At 63.2% G+C, this 18,392-nt stretch carries 16 protein-coding genes; 8 read left to right on the forward strand and 8 right to left on the reverse strand.

The window, feature by feature from the left end; all coding sequences use genetic code 11:
- Positions 1–23 precede the first annotated feature (23 nt).
- From VF673_RS02010 to VF673_RS02020, 3 genes are read left to right on the forward strand one after another with little or no spacing between them, the layout of a single operon-like run.
- Positions 24–1,382, forward strand: coding sequence for a YcjX family protein (locus tag VF673_RS02010; protein WP_090538550.1), 1,359 nt, complete (start codon positions 24–26; stop codon positions 1,380–1,382).
- Positions 1,379–2,401, forward strand: a complete 1,023-nt coding sequence (locus VF673_RS02015; protein WP_320330720.1) for a TIGR01620 family protein — start codon at positions 1,379–1,381, stop codon at positions 2,399–2,401. The genes VF673_RS02010 and VF673_RS02015 overlap by 4 nt, the downstream gene beginning before the upstream one ends.
- Positions 2,388–3,083: a hypothetical protein gene (locus VF673_RS02020; protein WP_440290682.1), complete on the forward strand. Its 696-nt coding sequence runs from the start codon at positions 2,388–2,390 to the stop codon at positions 3,081–3,083. Before VF673_RS02015 ends, VF673_RS02020 begins: the two co-directional genes overlap by 14 nt.
- On the opposite strand, the gene cmoB is transcribed toward VF673_RS02020, so the two are convergent.
- Both cmoB and cmoA read right to left on the reverse strand, forming a co-directional pair.
- Entirely contained in the window at positions 3,084–4,055 is a 972-nt protein-coding gene (gene cmoB, locus VF673_RS02025) for a tRNA 5-methoxyuridine(34)/uridine 5-oxyacetic acid(34) synthase CmoB (RefSeq protein ID WP_273124877.1), read from the reverse strand. It lies immediately after the preceding gene.
- Complete coding sequence (gene cmoA / locus VF673_RS02030) at positions 4,052–4,792, reverse strand: carboxy-S-adenosyl-L-methionine synthase CmoA (protein ID WP_090538554.1); 741 nt, start codon at positions 4,790–4,792, stop codon at positions 4,052–4,054. Before cmoA ends, cmoB begins: the two co-directional genes overlap by 4 nt.
- Positions 4,793–5,035: 243 nt before the next feature.
- On the opposite strand from cmoA, the gene VF673_RS02035 reads away from it, so the two are divergent.
- Positions 5,036–6,637: a type IV pilus assembly protein FimV gene (locus VF673_RS02035; RefSeq protein WP_440290683.1), complete on the forward strand. Its 1,602-nt coding sequence runs from the start codon at positions 5,036–5,038 to the stop codon at positions 6,635–6,637.
- A 57-nt stretch (positions 6,638–6,694) separates the two neighbouring features.
- Here VF673_RS02035 and lon read toward each other — a convergent pair whose 3' ends face one another.
- Positions 6,695–9,091 (reverse strand): endopeptidase La, encoded by a 2,397-nt coding sequence (gene lon, locus VF673_RS02040; protein WP_440290684.1) that lies wholly within the window; start codon positions 9,089–9,091, stop codon positions 6,695–6,697.
- 86 nt (positions 9,092–9,177) lie between these two features.
- The gene (locus VF673_RS02045) at positions 9,178–11,199 is read right to left on the reverse strand and encodes a S9 family peptidase (protein WP_440290685.1); all 2,022 of its coding nucleotides are present in this window, start codon (positions 11,197–11,199) and stop codon (positions 9,178–9,180) included.
- A 67-nt stretch (positions 11,200–11,266) separates the two neighbouring features.
- On the opposite strand from VF673_RS02045, the gene VF673_RS02050 reads away from it, so the two are divergent.
- Complete coding sequence (locus tag VF673_RS02050; protein WP_440290686.1) at positions 11,267–11,626, forward strand: hypothetical protein; 360 nt, start codon at positions 11,267–11,269, stop codon at positions 11,624–11,626.
- 9 nt (positions 11,627–11,635) lie between these two features.
- Here VF673_RS02050 and VF673_RS02055 read toward each other — a convergent pair whose 3' ends face one another.
- The 4 genes from VF673_RS02055 to cysK form a co-directional block, all read right to left on the reverse strand.
- The gene (locus VF673_RS02055; protein ID WP_440290687.1) at positions 11,636–12,214 is read right to left on the reverse strand and encodes a TetR/AcrR family transcriptional regulator; all 579 of its coding nucleotides are present in this window, start codon (positions 12,212–12,214) and stop codon (positions 11,636–11,638) included.
- 196 nt (positions 12,215–12,410) lie between these two features.
- Entirely contained in the window at positions 12,411–12,617 is a 207-nt protein-coding gene (locus tag VF673_RS02060) for a cold-shock protein (RefSeq protein ID WP_036989629.1), read from the reverse strand.
- 331 nt (positions 12,618–12,948) lie between these two features.
- Positions 12,949–14,679 (reverse strand): bifunctional isocitrate dehydrogenase kinase/phosphatase, encoded by a 1,731-nt coding sequence (gene aceK / locus VF673_RS02065; protein ID WP_440290688.1) that lies wholly within the window; start codon positions 14,677–14,679, stop codon positions 12,949–12,951.
- A gap of 109 nt (positions 14,680–14,788) precedes the next feature.
- Positions 14,789–15,763: a cysteine synthase A gene (cysK, locus tag VF673_RS02070; RefSeq protein ID WP_440290689.1), complete on the reverse strand. Its 975-nt coding sequence runs from the start codon at positions 15,761–15,763 to the stop codon at positions 14,789–14,791.
- 218 nt (positions 15,764–15,981) lie between these two features.
- Between cysK and VF673_RS02075 the strand changes: the two genes are divergently transcribed.
- The 3 genes from VF673_RS02075 to VF673_RS02085 all read left to right on the forward strand — a co-directional run bounded on the left by VF673_RS02075 (position 15,982) and on the right by VF673_RS02085 (position 18,310).
- Entirely contained in the window at positions 15,982–16,827 is an 846-nt protein-coding gene (locus VF673_RS02075) for an AAA family ATPase (RefSeq protein ID WP_440290690.1), read from the forward strand.
- A 74-nt stretch (positions 16,828–16,901) separates the two neighbouring features.
- A complete protein-coding gene (locus tag VF673_RS02080; RefSeq protein ID WP_440290691.1) occupies positions 16,902–18,080 on the forward strand; it encodes a vWA domain-containing protein in 1,179 nt (392 codons plus the stop codon).
- 11 nt (positions 18,081–18,091) lie between these two features.
- Positions 18,092–18,310 carry a DUF1653 domain-containing protein gene (locus tag VF673_RS02085; protein WP_440290692.1) on the forward strand — a complete coding sequence of 73 codons (219 nt, stop codon included), beginning with the start codon at positions 18,092–18,094 and terminating at the stop codon, positions 18,308–18,310.
- Positions 18,311–18,392 lie beyond the last annotated feature (82 nt).

The following is an 18,392-nucleotide window of genomic DNA, read 5'->3' on the forward strand; positions in this document are numbered from 1 at the left end:
TACATGACTTCGGGGGTGCCTGCATGGCTGCGTTGAAGAAGCCGCACTGGATCACGGACTGGAAACAGCACGCCCCGGCGCTGGGCAACGCGCGGTTGCGGGTGGGGGTGACCGGGCTGAGCCGGGCGGGCAAGACCACCTTCATCACCAGCCTGATCAACCAGCTGGAGAACCACCAGCGGGGACTGCTGGCGCGCAGGCCCCCCTTTGACCGGCTGGAGGCGGTACGCTGGCAGCGTGACGGGGTAGAGCAGGCCTTCGCCTATCTGGACGCTCTGCAGGCGCTGTCGGACAACCCCGCGCGCTGGCCGTCCTCCACCACCGATCTGTCACGGGTGGTGATCGACCTGCGCTTTCGTCAGACGGGGCTGTTGCGGCGGGTGCAACCCAGCCGGTCTCTGCGTATCGAGATTCTCGATTACCCGGGGGAGTGGCTCCTGGACCTGCCGTTGCTGGAGCTGGATTACGGCCAGTGGTGCGAGCAGATGCGAGACTGGCTCGAACTCGAGCCCCGCCGCGGCCTGGCCGGCCCGCTGCGTGACCGGTTGCTGGCGATCGATCCGCAGGCACCGCTGGATGCGTCCCTGCTGCAGCAGCTGCGCCGGGATTGGACGGATTTTCTCCAGCGCAGCCGCAGCGAGGCGGGACTGTCGCGCAATCAGCCCGGTCGCTTTCTGCTGCCGGGATCCGGCATCGCAGCGGAGATGCTGCTGTTCGTTCCGCTGCTGGCAGGCAACCGGCATACCGCCACCGGGGCGGGCAGCTGGTGGGCCGAGTGTGAAGCGCGGTTCCGCTATTACCGGGACTTCGTGGTCAAGGGCTTCTATGACGAACACTTCAGCCGCCTGGACCGGCAGATACTGCTGGTCGACATGCTCAGCCCCATGGACGCCGGGCAGGCGGCGCTGTCCGATCTCAAGGGGGCGCTGGAGGCAGTGCTGCAGAGCTTCCGTTACGGGCGCAACAGCCTCTGGCGACGGTTCTGGCAGCCGCGCATCAGCCGCCTGGCGGTGTGTGCGACCAAGGTGGATCAGGTCTCTGCGGAGCAGCAGCGCGCGGTGCAGCAGTGTCTGGAGGATCTGCTGACCGACAGCCTCTCCGATGTACGCCACGGCGGCGTGGAAGTGCGCGGCTTTCCGCTGGCGGCGGTCCGCGCCACGCGCCAGGAGGGCGATGCGCTGGTGGCCGGTCTGCAGGGCCAGACCGGCTGGGTGCGTTATCAGCCCGGCAGCATTCCGACCCACCTGCCGCTGGATCTGCAGGTCGATGGCCCCGAGCTGCTGGAGCTGCGCCCGCCGCCGGGTCTGCATCGCAACGAGCCCTTTCCCCATTACCGCATGGATGAGCTGCTGGGCTGGATGCTCGAAGGAGCCGCACTGTGAGCAACAAGACGCGCATACTCGAAACCCTGAATGAGTCCGTTGCACCCGGACCGCAGGCCACCCGCATCCTCGGCGAGGCGGGTATGCAGCCTCCGCCCGAGGTTCGCGAGCCGATCGGCGCCACGCCTCCCGGGCTGGACAACGCACCGCCGCGCAGCCGTTGGCCCGGTCGGCTGCTGCGCCTGGTGCTGGTCACGGTACTGGGGGTGGCCCTGTGGGAGTGGGGGCAGTGGAGCTGGGCGGCCTGGCAGTGGCATCCCGTGGCCGGAGCAATGCTCGGCGGGCTGGGTGCGGTGCTCGCCGGCACCGGTCTCAAGGCCTGGGCAGATGTCCGGCGCCAGCGTGCCCGACTTACCGAAGTGGAACAGCTGCGGCTGGAAATGCAGGCGGCGCTGGCCGATCCGCGCGAGCGCCTGGCGCTGGACTGGCTGGATCGGCTCCAGGCGCTGTATGAGGACACGCCCCTGGCGGCGCAGATGAATGCGGCCTGCGCCGATCTGGACCAGTCCTACAGTGCCGACGAGATCAGTCGACGGCTGAGCCGGCAGTTCTATCAGCCGCTGGATGTCCAGGCGCGACAGATGTTGCAGCGTGACGCCGTGGCCACCGGGCTGCTGGTGGCGACCAGCCCCTGGGTGGCAGTGGATATCCTGCTGGTGCTCTGGCGCAACCTGCGCATGATGCGCCGGATCGCCCTTTGCTACGGCCTGCCGGTCAGTCAGGTGAGCAGCTGGCGGCTGGCCCGCCATGTGCTGCGCAACATTGCCCTGGCCGGTGGGACCGAGGTGGCCATAGGTGCGCTGACCGACAGTCTGCTGTCCGGGGTGCTGGAAAAGCTCGCCGCCCGGGTTGGCCAGGGTGTGGGGGTGGGCCTGTACAGCGCGCGCCTGGGGCACTTCACGCTGGATCTGTGCCGTGCGGTGCCCCTGCAGGATCAGCAGGGGCTGGTCGAGGACAACCGGGGAATTGTGCGGAGCATCCGCGAACGGCTGGGGCGGGTGACCGATGACAAGGCGTAGTGCCGAGTACCGGGCGCGCTTGCAGCGCTGGCTGGAGCAGGGCAAGGGGCAGCTGAAACAGGGGCTGGAGCGCCTGCAGGAGCAGCTGTCGCCGGTACCCTGGCCGGAACGCAGCCAGCGCCTCGGTGCGATCCCCGATGGCCATGCCAGCCGCTGGCAGCCGCGGCCCGGCTCCAGTTCTGCGGAGCTGGCCTTGCTGCTGGCCGATCTGCCGCTGGTTGAGCGTCAGCTGTTGGCCAGTCTGCTGGACGCGCCCAGTGCCGGTGTCCGAGCTTTGGTGGAGGCGGTCGAGCGGCTGCAGCTGGACTGGCGCCAGCGCCTGGATCCACTGCACAGCCATCGGGAATATGCCGCGCAGCTGGAGACCCTGGTCGCCTTGCTGGGGTTACCGGTGGCGGCCCGTTCGGCCTATCTGGAGAACGAGCTGCGCCTGTTCCGTGAGCTGGACAGTCTGCTGCTGGAATCCCTGCCGCTGCGCCTGCGGGGTGAGCTGGCCAACCGCTTCGTGGCGGGCGAGGGCCGCCTGATGCGCTGGTGGCACAGCCAACTGCTGGCCAGAGCCGGCGTGCCGGGGTATGGGGTCGAGGGGCTGGGGGAGGAGGACTGGCCGGATATGCCGCCCGCCTGGTTCGCCCTTGGCTGGATCGCCGGTCTGCGTCAGACCGGCGAGCGCGACCGCTGATCAGGGGCGCCGGGCGACCAGGGTGGCCCGCAGGGGAGCCGGGTAGCCTTCACGGGTGCGCAGCGGGTCCTGCGGGTCAAGGAAGTCCGGCAGGGACTGGAAGCGCATCCACTCGGTGCTGCGCTGCTCCTGCGTCGAGGTGCGGTTCAGGTTGATGCAGCGCACCTGATCATAACCGCAGCGGCGCAGGAAGCGCTCCAGCAGCGGGACCGAGGGCAGAAACCAGACATTGCGCATCTGCGCATACCTGTCCTCGGGCAACAGGCACTGCTGATCATCCCCCTCGATCACCAGGGTTTCCAGCACCAGCTCACCACCGGGTCTGAGACAGGCCTTGAGCTGCAGCAAGTGGTCCATGGGCGAGCGGCGGTGGTAGAGCACGCCCATGGAGAACAGGGTGTCGAAGCCGGCGGTGGGCTCGGGCAGCTCCTCCAGAGTGAAAGGCAGCTGCCACACCGGCGCTTCAGGCACATAGCGCCGCACCGCCTGGAACTGCGTGAGGAACAGCAGATTGGGATCCACGCCGATGACCAGCGCTGCCCCGGCCTGCCACATGCGCCACATGTGATAGCCGTTGCCGCAGCCGACGTCCAGCACCCGTTTGCCGCCCAGGTCCAGATGCGCGGCTATGCGCTCCCACTTCCAGTCCGAGCGCCACTCGGTATCTATGTGCACGCCGAACAGCTCGAAGGGGCCCTTGCGCCATGGGTGCAGACCCTTCAGTCCCTCGAGCAGCCGACCCTGCTGCTGCTCGTCGAGTTCGTCGGCGCTGCCAATACGCACGCAGGGATCCAACTCCACGCTGGCGGGACGGTGCTCGGGAAGCAGGGCAAGGCTGGCCTGCCAGCGGGGCAGATCGCCGTGGCGACGGGCATCCTCCAGACGCTGATCCAGCGCCTGTGGCAGATCGTCCAGCCAGTGATCCAGCGGGGTATTTTCGAGGGTGCGGAAAAGCGGGGAATAATCGATCACGCGTGCGCCACTATCGAGCCGAAGTTGAAACACTGGAACCAGCTGTAGGCCTGACTGAACCCTGCCTGCTCCAGGCGCGACAGGTGAATCTGCGGGGTGTCGAGCAGCATGACATTCTCGATGGCGCTGCGCTTCTGGGCGATCTCCAGGTCGCTGTAGCCATTGGCCCGCTTGAAGGCGTAATGCACCTGCTCCAGACGCTCCTGCTCCTGATCATCGGCGAAACGGAATTTCTCCGAGAGGATCAGAATGCCGCCGGGCAGCAGGGCCTGCCGGATGCGCTGCAACAATGCCAGACGCTGGGGAGGAGCAATGAACTGCAGGGTGAAGTTGAGCACCACCACCGAGCAGGGCTCGAAATCCAGATCGAGAATGTCCGCCTGCATGACCGTGGCCGGCACCAGTTCCTCGATCATGGAATCCTGTGCGCTCAAGTACTCGGCGCAGCGCTGCACCATGGCGGCGGCGTTATCCACCGCGAGGATGCGACAGCCTTCCTGACGAAGATGGCGGCGCATGGACTGGGTGGCGGCGCCCAGGGAGCAGCCCAGATCATAGATCAGGGTACCCGGCTGGGCATAGTGCGCGGCAATCACACCGATGTTCTCGACTATGGTCGGATAACCGGGAACCGAGCGCTTGATCATGTCGGGAAACACCCGCGCCACGTTCTCGTCGAAGACGAAATCGCTTACCTGCGCCAGGGGGGTGGCAAAGAGGCGGTCTACATCACTCATGGTGTGTCCGGTGGTTGCGCAAAGGACACCATTCTACCTCAAACCCGGGGCGCTGCGACGGCTCGGCGTGGCGTCAAGCAGGTGGCGAATCGGGCTTGGCGAGGGCGACAGGCTTCGGAAATTTGACGGTATTGTCGACCAGTTGTATTCGCTTGCTGTCGAAGTAATGTCATACTAGTGGCTATCTGCGGCCCGTCTTGCCAGACCTGGGCGATGCTCCAACCAACTCAGGGACGACTCACAATGAAAATTCAACGCCGACTGATACTGGGGGTGGCATCGCTGGCCGCCCTGCACAGCGGATACGGACTGGCGCTGGGGTTGGGGGACCTGCACCTGCAGTCGGCCCTCAATCAGCCCCTGGCGGCTACCATTGAACTGCGCGATGTTGCCGGCATCGGGCCGGGGGACATCCGCGCCAGCCTGGCCAGTGCCGAGGCGTTCGAGCGCGCCGGGATAGAGCGTCCCTTCTTCCTCACCGACCTGCGCTTCGTATCGACCGTCATCGACAGTCGGCTGGTGATCAGGGTTGAATCCAGTCGACCCGTGCGCGAGCCCTATCTGAACTTCCTGGTTCAGCTGGATCGCCCCGATGGCGCGTTGCTGCGCGAATACACCGTGCTGCTGGATCCGCCGCTGTACGCTCCGTCCCCGGTGACCATCGACAGCGTCGCTGCACCCCGGGCAGCTGTGCAGTCTGCCGCCGCGCCGGTACCGGCCCCGGCGAGGGCCCCAGCGCGAGAAGTGGCGCCTGCTGCCGTTGCCCCTGAAGCGGGGAGCGAGCGCTACCGGACCCGCCCGGGCGACAGCCTGTGGAGCATTGCCCGGACGACGCGCAGCAGTGAAGCCGTGTCCCTGCAGCAGCAGATGGACGCCATCCTCGCCCTCAATCCCCAGGCCTTCGTCAACGGCGACCCGACCCGCTTGCGCAGTGATCAGGTGCTGACGCTGCCGGCTGGCTCCCGGGAGTACCGGGCCCGGGTAGCCACCGCGGTGGCTGAGCCAGCGCCCAGTGCACCTGCCGCAGCCCCGGCATCGGAAAGGGTGGCCGGGGATCGGTTGAGAATCGAAGAGCCGTCGCCGTTACCGGTTGATGTGGAACTCGAGGAGCGCCTGCACAGCCTGGAACTGCGCTTCCGTGGTCTGATGGCCGAACTGGAAAAGCGCGACGCCCAGATCGCTCGCCTGCAGGCCGAGCTGGAACAGCGAAACCTCCACCGGGATAACGGCAAGGAGATCGCGCAGCCTGCCTCCGCAGAGCAGTCGGGCTTGTCGGGCACCGCGGGAGACGCGCAGCCGCTGACCGCGAACGCAGGGGCCGAGCCCCTCTCCGGCGCGATTGAGTCCACGACCGCGCCGGCCGAGGAGCTGGAGTCCGCTGCACCTCAGGACCAGCTGGCGGCGCAGGAGCAGGCAGAAGAATCGGGCTGGCTGGCACGCTGGTGGCCGCTGCCGACCTCGCTGCTGGCGGTGCTGGCGGGGGTGTGGATGCTGCGTCCCCGTCGAGAGCAGGAGCACGAGCAACCAGAGGCACTTGCAGAGCCTGCGCTGCAGCCGGTACACCAGCCGATCATCGTCCCGGGCAGTCGGGAAGTGGATCCCCTGACCGGGGTGGATCTGTATCTGACCTATGGGCGCTTTGCCGATGCCCGGATAATGCTGGAACGGGCGATTGCCGATGAACCCGAACGTCTGGAGCTGCGGCTGCGCATGCTGCGGGTACTGGCAGAACTGGGTGAGGGGGCGGCCTTCGCCGAGCAGGAGCAAGTCGCGCTGGAGCTGGGTGGCGATGCCGACCGCATTGCGCAGCTGAAAGCACGTTATCCGCAGTTGCAGCCGGCCTGAGGTTGCCCGGGAGGCGGTAGCGAAACAGAGAGGGGGCGGCATTGCCGCCCCCTTCGTTCAATCGAACAGGACCCTGGCCACATCCTCGTAGCGCGAGGCAAAGTGCAGGGTCATGCCTTCCTTGAGATAGGTCGGCAGTTCCTCGTAGTCTCCCCGGTTGGCTTCGGGCAGGATCAGCTCGAAGATCGACTGCCGTCGGGCAGCAATCACCTTCTCGCGGATTCCGCCCACCGGCAACACCTGACCGGTGAGGGTTATCTCCCCTGTCATGGCCACGCCCGTTCTGGGTGCCTGATTGCGTGCCAGAGAGAGCAGAGCGCTGGTCATGGTAATGCCGGCGCTGGGGCCGTCCTTCGGTGTGGCGCCTTCGGGGACATGCATGTGCACGAAGGCCTCGTCGAAGAATTTCGGATCGGCCTTGTACTGCTTCAGGTGAGCGCAAACGTAGCTGTAGGCGATCTCCGCCGACTCGCGCATCACCTCGCCGAGCTTGCCGGTGATCTTGAAGCCCCGATTGAGACTGTGCACCCGGTTGGCTTCGATCGGCAGGGTAGCGCCGCCCATGGAGGTCCAGGCCAGGCCGGTAACTACGCCGACGCCCTTGAGCACCTTTTCCGGCCGGAATACCGGGGTACCGAGCAACTCCTTGAGGTCCGCCGGGCGGATGCTGATCTTCTGGTCCGGGTCATCCAGCAGGCGGATGACCGATTTGCGCACCAGCTTGGCCAGCTGCTTTTCCAGGTTGCGCACGCCGGATTCCCGTGCATAGCCCTCGATCACCAGGCGCAGCGCCTTGTCGGTAATACGCAGCTGGCTGCGCTTGAGGCCGGCGCGCTCGAGCTGCCGCGGCCACAGGTGGTTCTTGGCTATGGCCAGCTTTTCCTCGGCGATATAGCCGGACAGTCGTATCACATCCATGCGGTCGAGCAGCGGGCCCGGAATGCTGTCCAGGGTATTGGCGGTACAGATGAACAGCACCTTCGACAGATCCAGGCGCAGATCCAGATAGTGGTCGAGGAACTGGCTGTTCTGCTCCGGATCCAGGGTTTCCAGCAAGGCCGAGGCCGGGTCGCCCTGGTGACTGCTGCCGAGCTTGTCGATCTCGTCGAGCATGATCACCGGGTTCATCACCTTGACCTCCTTGAAGGCCTGAACGAACTTGCCCGGCATGGCGCCGATATAGGTCCGGCGGTGCCCCTTGATTTCCGCCTCGTCGCGCATGCCGCCGACGCTGAAGCGGTAGAAGGGGCGGCCCAGACTTTCGGCGATGGAGCGGCCGATACTGGTCTTGCCGACACCGGGTGGTCCGACCAGCAGGATGATGGAGCCGCCGACCGAGCCCTTGAAGGTGCCCAGCGCGAGGAATTCGAGAATGCGCTGCTTCACATCCTCCAGCCCATCGTGATCGCGATCGAGCACGCGCCGGGCGCGCTTGATGTCGAGCCGGTCGGCATGGCTCACGCCCCAGGGGATGGAGGTCGCCCAGTCCAGATAGTTGCGCGTGACAGCATACTCCGGCGAACCGGTTTCCAGAATCGACAGCTTGGTCAATTCCTCGTCGATCTTCTGTTCGGCGGCCTCGGGCAGCTGCTTGCCTGCCAGACGCTCGCGGAACTGTTCGATATCCGCGGTGCGGTCATCCTTGGACAGGCCCAGCTCCTTCTGGATGACCTTGAGCTGCTCCTTGAGGAAGAACTTGCGCTGCTGCTCGCTGATGGTGCGGTTGACCTCGGCGCTGATCTCGCCCTGCAGGCGCGCTACCTCGATTTCCTGCTTGAGCAGTACCAGTACCTTCTGCATGCGGCGCAGCACCGGAATGGTATCCAGGGCGTCCTGCAGTTCGGTGCCCTTTGCCGAGGTCAGGGCTGCGGCAAAGTCCGCCAGAGGTGAGGGTTCGTTGGGGCTGAAACGGTTCAGGTAGTTTTTCAGCTCCTCGCTGTAGAGCGGATTGAGCGGCAGCAGCTCCTTGATCGAATTGATCAGTGCCATGGCGTAGGCACGCACTTCGTCACGCTCGTCGATCGGCGCTTCGGGGTATTCCACCTCGACCAGATAGGGCGGCTTGCGGCTGAGCCAGTGGGTGATGCGCACCCGGGTCAGGCCCTGGGCGATGAACTGGATCTTGCCGTCTTCCTTTACCGCGTGATGGATCTTTACCGCGCAGCCGGTGCTGGGCAGCAGATCCGGGTCCACCTCGCCTGAGGGCGGCAAGGGGCCATCCATCCAGAACAGCGATATGGCGTGATGGGGGGTATTGGCCACCCGCTCTATGGTTTCCGCCCAGGGCTGCTCATCGATGACAACCGGCATCACCTGGGCGGGAAAGAACGGCCGGTTGGTAATGGGCAGCAGATAGAGTCTGTCCGGCAGACGCTGGTTGGGAATAACCAGGCCAGTGCTCGGGGAGCTGTCATCGCGCTCGATATTGTCCACCCGGCCTTCGTGATCAGTCATGCAGCACCTTTATCAGTCAACTGTCGTTAGGGTAAAGGTGGTGCCTGTTACGCCGATTTCAATGGCAGCACGAGGCGTGACGGATATCACGCCTGGTTCGAACCCTCGCCTGCCACGGCCAGCAGGAAGCTGTATTCCTCGGCCAGCTCCTTCATCGACTGGTAGCGGCCGCTCGCGCCGCCATGCCCGGCACTCATCTGCACCCGCAGCAGCAGCGGGGCATCGTTGGTGCGATGGTGCCTGAGCTTGGCCACCCATTTGGCAGCCTCCCAGTACTGTACCCGCATGTCATGGAAACCGGCGGTGACAAACAGGGCCGGGTAGGCCTGTTCGCGGACCTGTTCGTAGGGCGCATAGCTGCGAATGCGCTCTGCTACCTCGGGATCGTTGGGGTCGCCCCATTCCTCGTACTCGCCAACGGTCAGGGGCAGCTCGGGATTGTTCATGGTGTTCCAGACATCAACAAAGGGCACGTCGGCCACGGCGGTGGCAAACAGCTCAGGGCGCTGGTTGAGTACATTGCCGATCAGCAGACCACCGGCGCTGCCGCCGGCGATGACCAGCTTGCCTGAGTCGGTGTAGCCCTCATCGATCAGGTGCTCGGCACAGGCGATGAAGTCGCTGAAGGTGTTGTGCTTATGCTCCAGCTTGCCGTTCTGGTACCAGGCCTCGCCCATGTCTGCACCGCCCCGGATATGGGCTATCGCAAAGACCCAGCCGCGGTCCAGCAGGGACAGGCGGGCATGGGAGAACCAGGGATCCATGCTGGCGCCATAGGCCCCATAACCGTAGAGGTAGAGCGGGGAGGGGGCGGCCATGGCCGCGGGGCGGCCGACCAGACTGATGGGGATGCGGGTGCCATCGGGCGCGATGGCCCACTCCCGGCGCACTTCGTAGTCGTCGGGGCTGAAGGGCCCTTCCACCGGCGTCTGCTTGAGGATCTGCTGGCTGCCGCCGGCAAGCTCCAGGGCGCGAATCTGCGCCGGGCGATTGAGCGACTCGTAACGCAGGCGGATGCGCGGGCTGCTGTACTCCTCACCGCCCTGCACATGGAGGCTGTAGACCGTATCGGGCATTTCCACCCGGTAGCTTTCACCCGCTGTCGGCATGACCTCGAGCCGGGGCAAGCCCTGTTCGCGGTAGTGCAGCACCAGTCCGTGCTGCTGGACACTGAAATCCTCCAGAGTGCGACCGGGGTCCACATCCACCAGCAACTCCCAGTAGGGGCGCAGTGGTCGCAGGGGGTCGGCCCGGTAGAGGGCGAAATTCTCGCCCCGATCATTGCTGCGGATCAGCAGACCCTGGGGCCCATGATCCACATGGTATTCATGGCCGCTGTGGCGGCGTGACAGCAGCTGCCAGTCGGCCGCGGGCTCATCGGCGGGTACTATCCGCACTTCGCTGGTGTTCTTGCTGTCGCTGGCAAGGATCAGCCACTGCTCGGAGCTGCTGCGATAGGCATGCAGGTAGAAGCGCTGATCGGTCTCATGGTAGACGCGCACCGCCGGTGTTCCGCGCTGCATGCGCCAGAGGGTGGCCGGGCGCGAGGATTCGTCCATGCTGATGGCGAACAGGGTAGTACTGTCGTTGGCCCAGACCAGACTGCCATCGGCGCGGTCCAGCGGCAGCTCGCTGATATTGCCGCTGGCCAGGTGCTTTAGATACAGCTGGTATTCCTCATTGCCCTGACGATCCAGACTGTAGGCCAGCCACTGGTGGTCCGGACTGACGGCAAAGTCGCCCAGCTGCAGGAAGCCGTCACCCGCCAGCAGGTTGAGGTCCAGCAGCAGCTTTTCCTGCTCAGGATCGGTTTCCAGGCTGCCATCGGCGGGGCGCGGGCTGCGGAAGTAGCGCGGGTACTCGGCACCGGCTTCGGTGCGCTGGTAGTACAGCCAGGGGCCCCAGATCGCCGGCAGGGACAGATCGGTCTCGCGGATACGGCCGCGGATCTCCTCGAACAGCTGCCCCCGCTGATCATTGTGTGCGGCAAGCCATTGCTCGGTATGCCGGTTTTCCGCGTGCAGGTGCTGGATCACTTCGTCGCTGTCGCGCTGCTCCATCCAGGCGTAGGGATCGGGCGTGGCATCACGGCGAGCTGACAGGGACATGGGTTTAAGACTCCAGGGACAAAAAAAGATATTATAGCTGTTCGTTCTTTCACTACCGGTTGCCAGCATGTTCAACGAAGCGGAATACCAGACAGTGTGGATGATTTATCTGGCGGCAGCAGTATGTTGCTGGCTGGCCTGGACACAGTTGACCCGCTGGGTCGGCTGGTGGTTCATTCGCGAACCGCTCTGGATCCTGATGGCGGTGATCCTGTTCACCCCGTCCAGGGTGGACCCCATGGAGCCCTGGCAGGCGCCGGCGTTCATCGGCTGGCTGCTGGAAACCCTGTTGGGTACGGGTGGAGATACGGCTGCACTGCTCGCGCAGCTGGCATTGGTGGGGTCGCTGGCGACGGTGGCCTATATCGGCTTTGTCTGTCTGCGGCTGGGCTGGCGGCACTGGCGGGGCGGCAGTACTGCCGCCTGATAAACCGGGTTATTCTTCGCTCTTCTGTTCGTACATCAGGCGCGCCAGGCGCATGATCTGCTCCTGAAACTCCGTGCGCTGGTTGTCGGTCATCGGGCAGATGCCGATCTGCTCGAACAGGCGGTAGCCGCGCACGGAGAAGAACAGCACGGCGGCCTGGGCCAGGCCCAGCGGGGACTTCTCGAGAATGTTGAACAAACCCTGGACATCGTCGGAGGTGGTCTGCAGCAGGGCAGGGTTGCTCGCGGCGGCGGCGAAGATCGCAGAGTCCAGGTTCTTCTCCTCGGTGGACTCGCTCATGTTGCTCAACAGCAGTGCCTTGAGTTCGCGCATGGGTTCGTCCGGCAGCACACTCTCGTAGGCGTTCCAGCGCACCCGGAAGCGCTCCAGGCGGTGTTCGATCATGGCTGTCAGCAGGGCTTCGCGATTCGGGAACAGGGTGCTCAGGGTGGCCTCATCCACACCGGTGCGTTCGCTCAGGGTGGCAAAGGTCAGCTGGGAGGCGCCGAGTTCACTGACAATGGCTTCCGCGGCGCGGAACAGGCTCAGGTGAAGTGATTGGGTCTGTTTCTGTTTGCTGCTGTCCACTGCGGAAACCTCTTGGTCAGGACGTCTGGAGCGAGGCGGCAACAGAATGGCGGGTGTCTGTCGCCCTCGTATCATTGCCGCATAGGGTACGACTTCGGGGCGGCACAGGCGAGTGATTTTTACCTGCCGGACATTATAGTCGGCCAGAAACGGAAAAACCCGGCCACGGCCGGGTTTTCCTCTTCAGAGTCGGGGATTAGCCGATGATCTGAATGTTTGCAGCTTGCTTGCCCTTGGGGCCAGTAGTGATGTCGAAGGACACCTTCTGGTTTTCCGCCAGGGACTTGAAGCCTTGAACCTTGATTTCGGAGAAGTGGGCGAACAGATCGTCACCGCCGCCGTCCGGAGTAATGAAGCCGAAGCCTTTGGTGTCGTTGAACCACTTAACTGTACCAGTTGCCATTTCAGATAATTCCTATCAAATTGAAATACTTGAGCAAATATTGCTCAATTAATAGCGTGGGAATCAAAGATCGCGAGAATGACAAACTTACGTACTGAAAGTGCGCTTGCAGCCTACTACTCTATCTCTTGAAAACCTACGCGCTCACTTTGCCCCTTTGCACCGATCAAGTCAAGAAATTAGTTTTGTCGAGTTGGGGGCAAGCAAACGATTTTCAGTATACGTCAGTTTCCAGAAATAGCACGCCCTTCGTCGGAATTTTTCAAAAAGGCTTGCAGCCTCGCTTCATCGGGGCTGCAAGCCTTCGCCGGCGGCTCGGTTTGATCACTGATCAGACCCGCTCCAGGTCTTTCTCCTCCGGTCGATGGTAGGGGTAGACGTCAATTACCTTGCCCTCGAGAATCTGCTTCTGCAATCCCTTCCAGTAATCGGCGTCGAACAGCTCCCCGTGCATCTGGGAGAACATCCTGCGCAGCCGCACGTCGGCAAACAGGAATACCGGAAACTCTTCGGGAAACACGTCGTTCGGTCCGACTGAATACCAAGGCTCGGAGGACATCTCCTGTTCCGGATACATCGGCTCGGGAATGTGGCGGAAGTTGACCTCGGTGAGGTAGCAGATCTCGTCATAGTCGTAGAACACCACGCGGCCGTGACGGGTGACGCCGAAGTTCTTCAACAGCATGTCGCCGGGGAAGATGTTGGCCGCCGCCAGCTGCTTGATCGCCAGCCCGTAATCCATCAGCGCCTCGCGGGTCTGGCTTTCGCTGGCGGTTTCCAGATAGATGTTCAGCGGAATCATGCGCCGCTCCGTCCAGCACTGGCGGATCAGCACGGTATCGCCCTCCAGCACCACCATGGAAGGGGCGACCTCCAGCAATTCGGCCAGGCACTCGGGCTCGAAACTGTCCCGGTGAAAACGGAAATCGGCAAAGTCCTGGGTGTCGGCCATGCGGCCGACACGGTCATGTCGTTTCACCAGACGGTACTTCTCGATCACGGTGGCGCGGTTGACATGCTTGGAGGGTGAGAACCTGTCCTTGATTATCTTGAACACGGTGTTGAAGCCGGTCAGGGTGAAGACCGTCATCACCATGCCGCGTACGCCTTCGGCCATGACGAACCTGTCCTCCGGATTGCGCGCCATGTAGTCGATCAGTGCCCGGTAGAACTCTGATTTGCCCTGCTTGTAGAAGCCCAGCGCAGTATAGAGTTCTGCGATCTGCTTGCTCGGCATCAGGCGCTTGAGGAAGTTCACCATTTCCACCGGTACCGCCACATCCACCATGAAGTAGGAGCGGGTGAAGGAGAAGATGATCGACACCTCCGATTCGTCGGTGATCAGGGTATCGACACTGATGCCTTCATTGTCGCGGTGAACCAGGGCCAGTACGAAGGGCCATTTCTCCCCCTGGCTCAGGATGCGCCCCACCAGATAGGCGCCCTTGTTGCGATAGAACACCGGCTGGATCAGCTCCACGGTCAGGCCGTGATCGAGCTGGGCCCAGTCCGGCAGGCCCTGGCGCAGGCAGTGCACCATGAGCTGGCAATCACGCTCGTAGTCGGCCCAGGGGGCATCGAAGCTGTATTCGTCGAGAATCTGCCGCGCCAGGCCCATCAGACAGCCGCCAGAGATGAAGCCCCGGGTCAGGGGGATGCGCGACGGTGGGCGCACCGCCGGACGGGTACTGTGAACGAACATGGTACGGTCGCTGATCTGGTCATGGCGGTGCATCTTGAAGAAGACCGAGTTGAACCAGGTTTCCGCCAGGTCATCATCGAACCGGCCGTCGATCAGCTCGATGAAGGCTGCCTTGATCTCGGGCCAGCGGTCGGCATCGAGAATGTCCTTGCAGGCCGGATCGGCCGACAGGCGGTCACGGGTCTCAAATATGCGTTCGTCATAGAGGTTGATTCGCGCCGTCGAAGCTTCCTGTATCTCGGCCCACTGGGCCTGTTCGAAGCGGGCGCGGGCGCCCATGGTCAGCTCGCGGAAGGCCGCGCGATAATCATCGAAGGCGTTCAGAAGACGGCGGGCAATGTGGGCGGCGGAGTCTGACATGTAGAGCACCTGTAACCTGTTAAAGTGCTCAGGATAGCCAGTCGCCGGGGTGGACGGAAGCAGGGACGAGGAAATTCGGTACCGGCCGCCGCCGGTACCGAAGCCGGGATCAGGGTTCCAGTTCCTGCTCGGTGAACAGGTCGCTGAACAGCATGGTCGACAGGTAGCGCTCCCCGGAATCGGGCAGGATCACCACTATGGTGCGGTTCTGCATGGCCGGCTCCTCGGCCAGGCGTACGGCGGCAGCCATGGCCGCTCCGGAGGAAATGCCGCAGAGAATACCTTCCTCACGCATGATGCGCAGGGCCATGTCCTTGGCTTCTTCGTCGCCGACCTGCTCGACGCGGTCAACCAGACTCAGGTCGAGGTTGCCGGGGATGAAACCGGCGCCGATGCCCTGGATCTTGTGCGGCGAGGGCTTGAGTTCCTCGCCCGCCTTGGCCTGGGAAATGACCGGCGACAGGGTCGGTTCCACTGCCACGGTGATGATGGCCTTGCCCTGGGTCTGCTTTATGTAGCGGGAGACGCCGGTCAGGGTGCCGCCGGTGCCCACGCCTGCAACCACGACATCCACATTGCCATCGGTGTCTTTCCAGATTTCCGGGCCCGTGGTCTTCTCGTGGATCTCCGGGTTGGCCGGGTTCTCGAACTGCTGCAGCAGTATGTGGCTGTCCGGATCGCTGTTGGTGATTTCCTGGGCTTTCTCGATAGCGCCCTTCATGCCCTTGGCCGGTTCGGTCAGCACCAGTTCGGCACCGAGCGCCTTGAGTACCTTGCGCCGCTCCAGGCTCATGGAGGAGGGCATGGTCAGGATCAGCCGGTAGCCCCGAGCGGCGGCGACGAAGGCCAAACCGATGCCGGTGTTGCCCGAGGTGGGCTCGACTATGGTCATGCCGGGTTTGAGCAGGCCACGGGATTCCGCGTTCCAGATCATGTTGGCCCCGATCCGGCACTTGACCGAGTGGGACGGGTTGCGCCCCTCGACCTTGGCCAGAATGGTGACGCCCTTGGGGCCGAGACGGTTGATGCGAACCAGGGGGGTGTTGCCGATGGACTGGGAGTAGTCCGCGAAAACATGACTCATGATCTGCTCCTTGAATATTTTTGCTGGCAACAGCCTATGCCCCGACCGGGAAAGCGTCAATCGGGGGCGCGCGCCCTGTTGCGAGCGCACTAGCGGAGACGGAATGATATCGTGAATACCTTGCCTGCGTTTACACCCATTCGGGGCCCGGGATATAGTCCGGGGCTGTTTATCGGTTGATCCCCGGCCAGCGCCGGGCCTGGCTCAAGGAATTTTTCATGAAGTTCGAAGGTACCCAGTCCTACGTCGCCACAGACGATCTCAAGCTCGCTGTCAACGCCGCCATCACCCTGGAGCGCCCCCTGCTGATCAAGGGTGAGCCCGGTACGGGCAAGACCATGCTCGCCGAACAGCTCGCCGAATCCATGGGCGCCAAGCTGATCACCTGGCATATCAAGTCCACCACCAAGGCCCACCAGGGGCTCTATGAATATGATGCGGTGAGCCGCCTGCGTGATTCCCAGCTGGGCGTGGACAAGGTTCACGATGTGCGCAACTACATCAAGAAGGGCAAGCTGTGGGAGGCTTTCGAGTCAGAAGAGCGTGCCATCCTGCTGATCGACGAGATCGACAAGGCCGATATCGAGTTCCCCAATGATCTGTTGCAGGAACTCGACAAGATGGAATTCTTTGTTTACGAGACCAACGAGACCATCAAGGCAAAGCAGCGGCCGATCATCATCATCACCTCGAACAACGAGAAGGAGCTGCCGGATGCTTTCCTGCGCCGCTGCTTCTTCCATTACATCGCTTTCCCCGATCGTGAGACCATGCAGCGGATCGTGGATGTGCACTACCCGAACATCAAGAAGGAGCTGCTCTCCGAGGCGCTGGACATCTTCTTCGACGTGCGCAAGGTGCCCGGGCTGAAGAAGAAGCCGTCCACCTCGGAGCTGGTCGACTGGCTCAAGCTGCTGATGGCCGATGACATTCCCGAGGCTGTGCTGCGTGACCGGGATCCGACCAAGGCCATTCCACCGCTGTACGGTGCGCTGGTGAAGAATGAGCAGGATGTGCAACTGCTCGAGCGGCTGGCCTTCATGACGCGGCGTCAGAACCGCTGAGTGCTTTCACCCTCTCCCCAGCCTCTCCCGTCAAGGGAGAGGGGGTTGTTCCGAGTATCACTGAGGGGCGATAGATGCTACTCAATCTATTCAATGAGATGCGCGCAGCCAAGGTGCCGGTATCGGTGCGTGAGCTGCTGGACCTGATCAATGCACTGAAACACCACGTGGTGTTTGCCGATATGGACGAGTTCTACTATATGGCCCGCACCGTGATGGTCAAGGACGAGCGCCATTTCGACAAGTTCGACCGCGCCTTCGCCGCCTATTTCAATGGCCTGCAGAACCTCGACGAGCTGCTCCAGGCGCTGATCCCGGAGGACTGGCTGCGCAAGGAGTTCGAGCGCCTGCTCACCGACGAGGAAAAGGCCCAGATCCAGTCACTGGGTGGGCTCGACAAGCTGATCGAGGAGTTCAAGAAGCGCCTCGAGGAGCAGAAGGAGCGTCACGCCGGTGGCAACAGGTGGATTGGCACCGGTGGTACCAGTCCCTTCGGTTCCGGCGGCTACAACCCCATGGGCATCCGGGTCGGTGATGCCGGGCAGCGTCAGGGGCGAGCGGCCAAGGTCTGGGAGATGCGCGAGTACAAGAACCTCGACGACCAGGTGGAGCTGGGTACGCGCAACATCAAGGTGGCCCTGCGCCGGCTGCGCAAGTTCGCCCGAACCGGTGCGGCCGAGGAGCTGGACATCGATAGCACCATCGACCATACCGCCCGGGATGGCGGGCTGCTGAACATCCAGATGCGCCCCGAGCGACACAATGCGGTCAAGCTGCTGCTGCTGTTCGATATCGGCGGCTCGATGGACTCGCACATCAAGGTCTGCGAGGAACTGTTCTCCGCCTGCCGTACCGAGTTCAAACATCTGGAGTACTACTATTTCCACAATTGCATCTACGAATCGGTGTGGAAGGACAACATGCGCCGAACCCAGGAGCGGATTCCGACCATGGATGTGATCCACAAGTACGGTTCCGACTACAAGGTGGTGATTGTCGGTGACGCGGCCATGGCGCCCTACGAGATCACCCAGCCCGGCGGCAGCGTGGAACACTGGAACGAGGAAGCGGGGCATGTCTGGATCACCCGCCTGCGGGAGAAATTCCCCAAGATGATCTGGATCAACCCCTACCCGAAGGACGCCTGGGGCTACACCACCTCGACCCGCATCATCCAGGATCTGATGGAAGATCAGATGTACCCGCTGACGCTGGAAGGGCTGGAGCAGGGTATGCGGTATCTGGCCAAATAGTGAAACAGATCATGCCACTCAAGCCCGGGCACTATCGCCACTATAAAGGAAAGGACTATCAGGTCATCGGCATCGCCCGGCATTCGGAGACCGGCGAGCAGCTGGTGGTCTACCGCACACTCTATGGCGACTTCGACCTCTGGGTACGCCCCGTTGGAATGTTCACCGAAGAGGTCGAGGTCGACGGCGAGTCATCTCCACGCTTTACCTTTATCAGCGAAGACGTGTAGGCTCTGGCCCTCCGGACCTGCCGTTCGTCGGCGGGTCGTCGGCTCCGGCGGCGCGGGCCACCGCATTCATTGATTGAGGAAC

The organism is Halopseudomonas sp. Lyrl_26, from assembly GCF_051948695.1.
Taxonomy (GTDB): domain Bacteria; phylum Pseudomonadota; class Gammaproteobacteria; order Pseudomonadales; family Pseudomonadaceae; genus Halopseudomonas; species Halopseudomonas formosensis.

Excerpts from the sequence above, each read along its gene's own strand:
- VF673_RS02010 (WP_090538550.1), top strand. The coding sequence starts at position 24 with ATGGCTGCGTTGAAGAAGCCGCACTGGATCACGGACTGGAAACAGCAC.
- VF673_RS02020 (WP_440290682.1), top strand. The coding sequence starts at position 2,388 with ATGACAAGGCGTAGTGCCGAGTACCGGGCGCGCTTGCAGCGCTGGCTG.
- cmoA (WP_090538554.1), bottom strand. The coding sequence starts at position 4,792 with ATGAGTGATGTAGACCGCCTCTTTGCCACCCCCCTGGCGCAGGTAAGC.
- VF673_RS02035 (WP_440290683.1), top strand. The coding sequence starts at position 5,036 with ATGAAAATTCAACGCCGACTGATACTGGGGGTGGCATCGCTGGCCGCC.
- lon (WP_440290684.1), bottom strand. The coding sequence starts at position 9,091 with ATGACTGATCACGAAGGCCGGGTGGACAATATCGAGCGCGATGACAGC.
- VF673_RS02045 (WP_440290685.1), bottom strand. The coding sequence starts at position 11,199 with ATGTCCCTGTCAGCTCGCCGTGATGCCACGCCCGATCCCTACGCCTGG.
- VF673_RS02050 (WP_440290686.1), top strand. The coding sequence starts at position 11,267 with ATGTTCAACGAAGCGGAATACCAGACAGTGTGGATGATTTATCTGGCG.
- VF673_RS02060 (WP_036989629.1), bottom strand. The coding sequence starts at position 12,617 with ATGGCAACTGGTACAGTTAAGTGGTTCAACGACACCAAAGGCTTCGGC.
- aceK (WP_440290688.1), bottom strand. The coding sequence starts at position 14,679 with ATGTCAGACTCCGCCGCCCACATTGCCCGCCGTCTTCTGAACGCCTTC.
- cysK (WP_440290689.1), bottom strand. The coding sequence starts at position 15,763 with ATGAGTCATGTTTTCGCGGACTACTCCCAGTCCATCGGCAACACCCCC.
- VF673_RS02075 (WP_440290690.1), top strand. The coding sequence starts at position 15,982 with ATGAAGTTCGAAGGTACCCAGTCCTACGTCGCCACAGACGATCTCAAG.
- VF673_RS02080 (WP_440290691.1), top strand. The coding sequence starts at position 16,902 with ATGCTACTCAATCTATTCAATGAGATGCGCGCAGCCAAGGTGCCGGTA.
- VF673_RS02085 (WP_440290692.1), top strand. The coding sequence starts at position 18,092 with ATGCCACTCAAGCCCGGGCACTATCGCCACTATAAAGGAAAGGACTAT.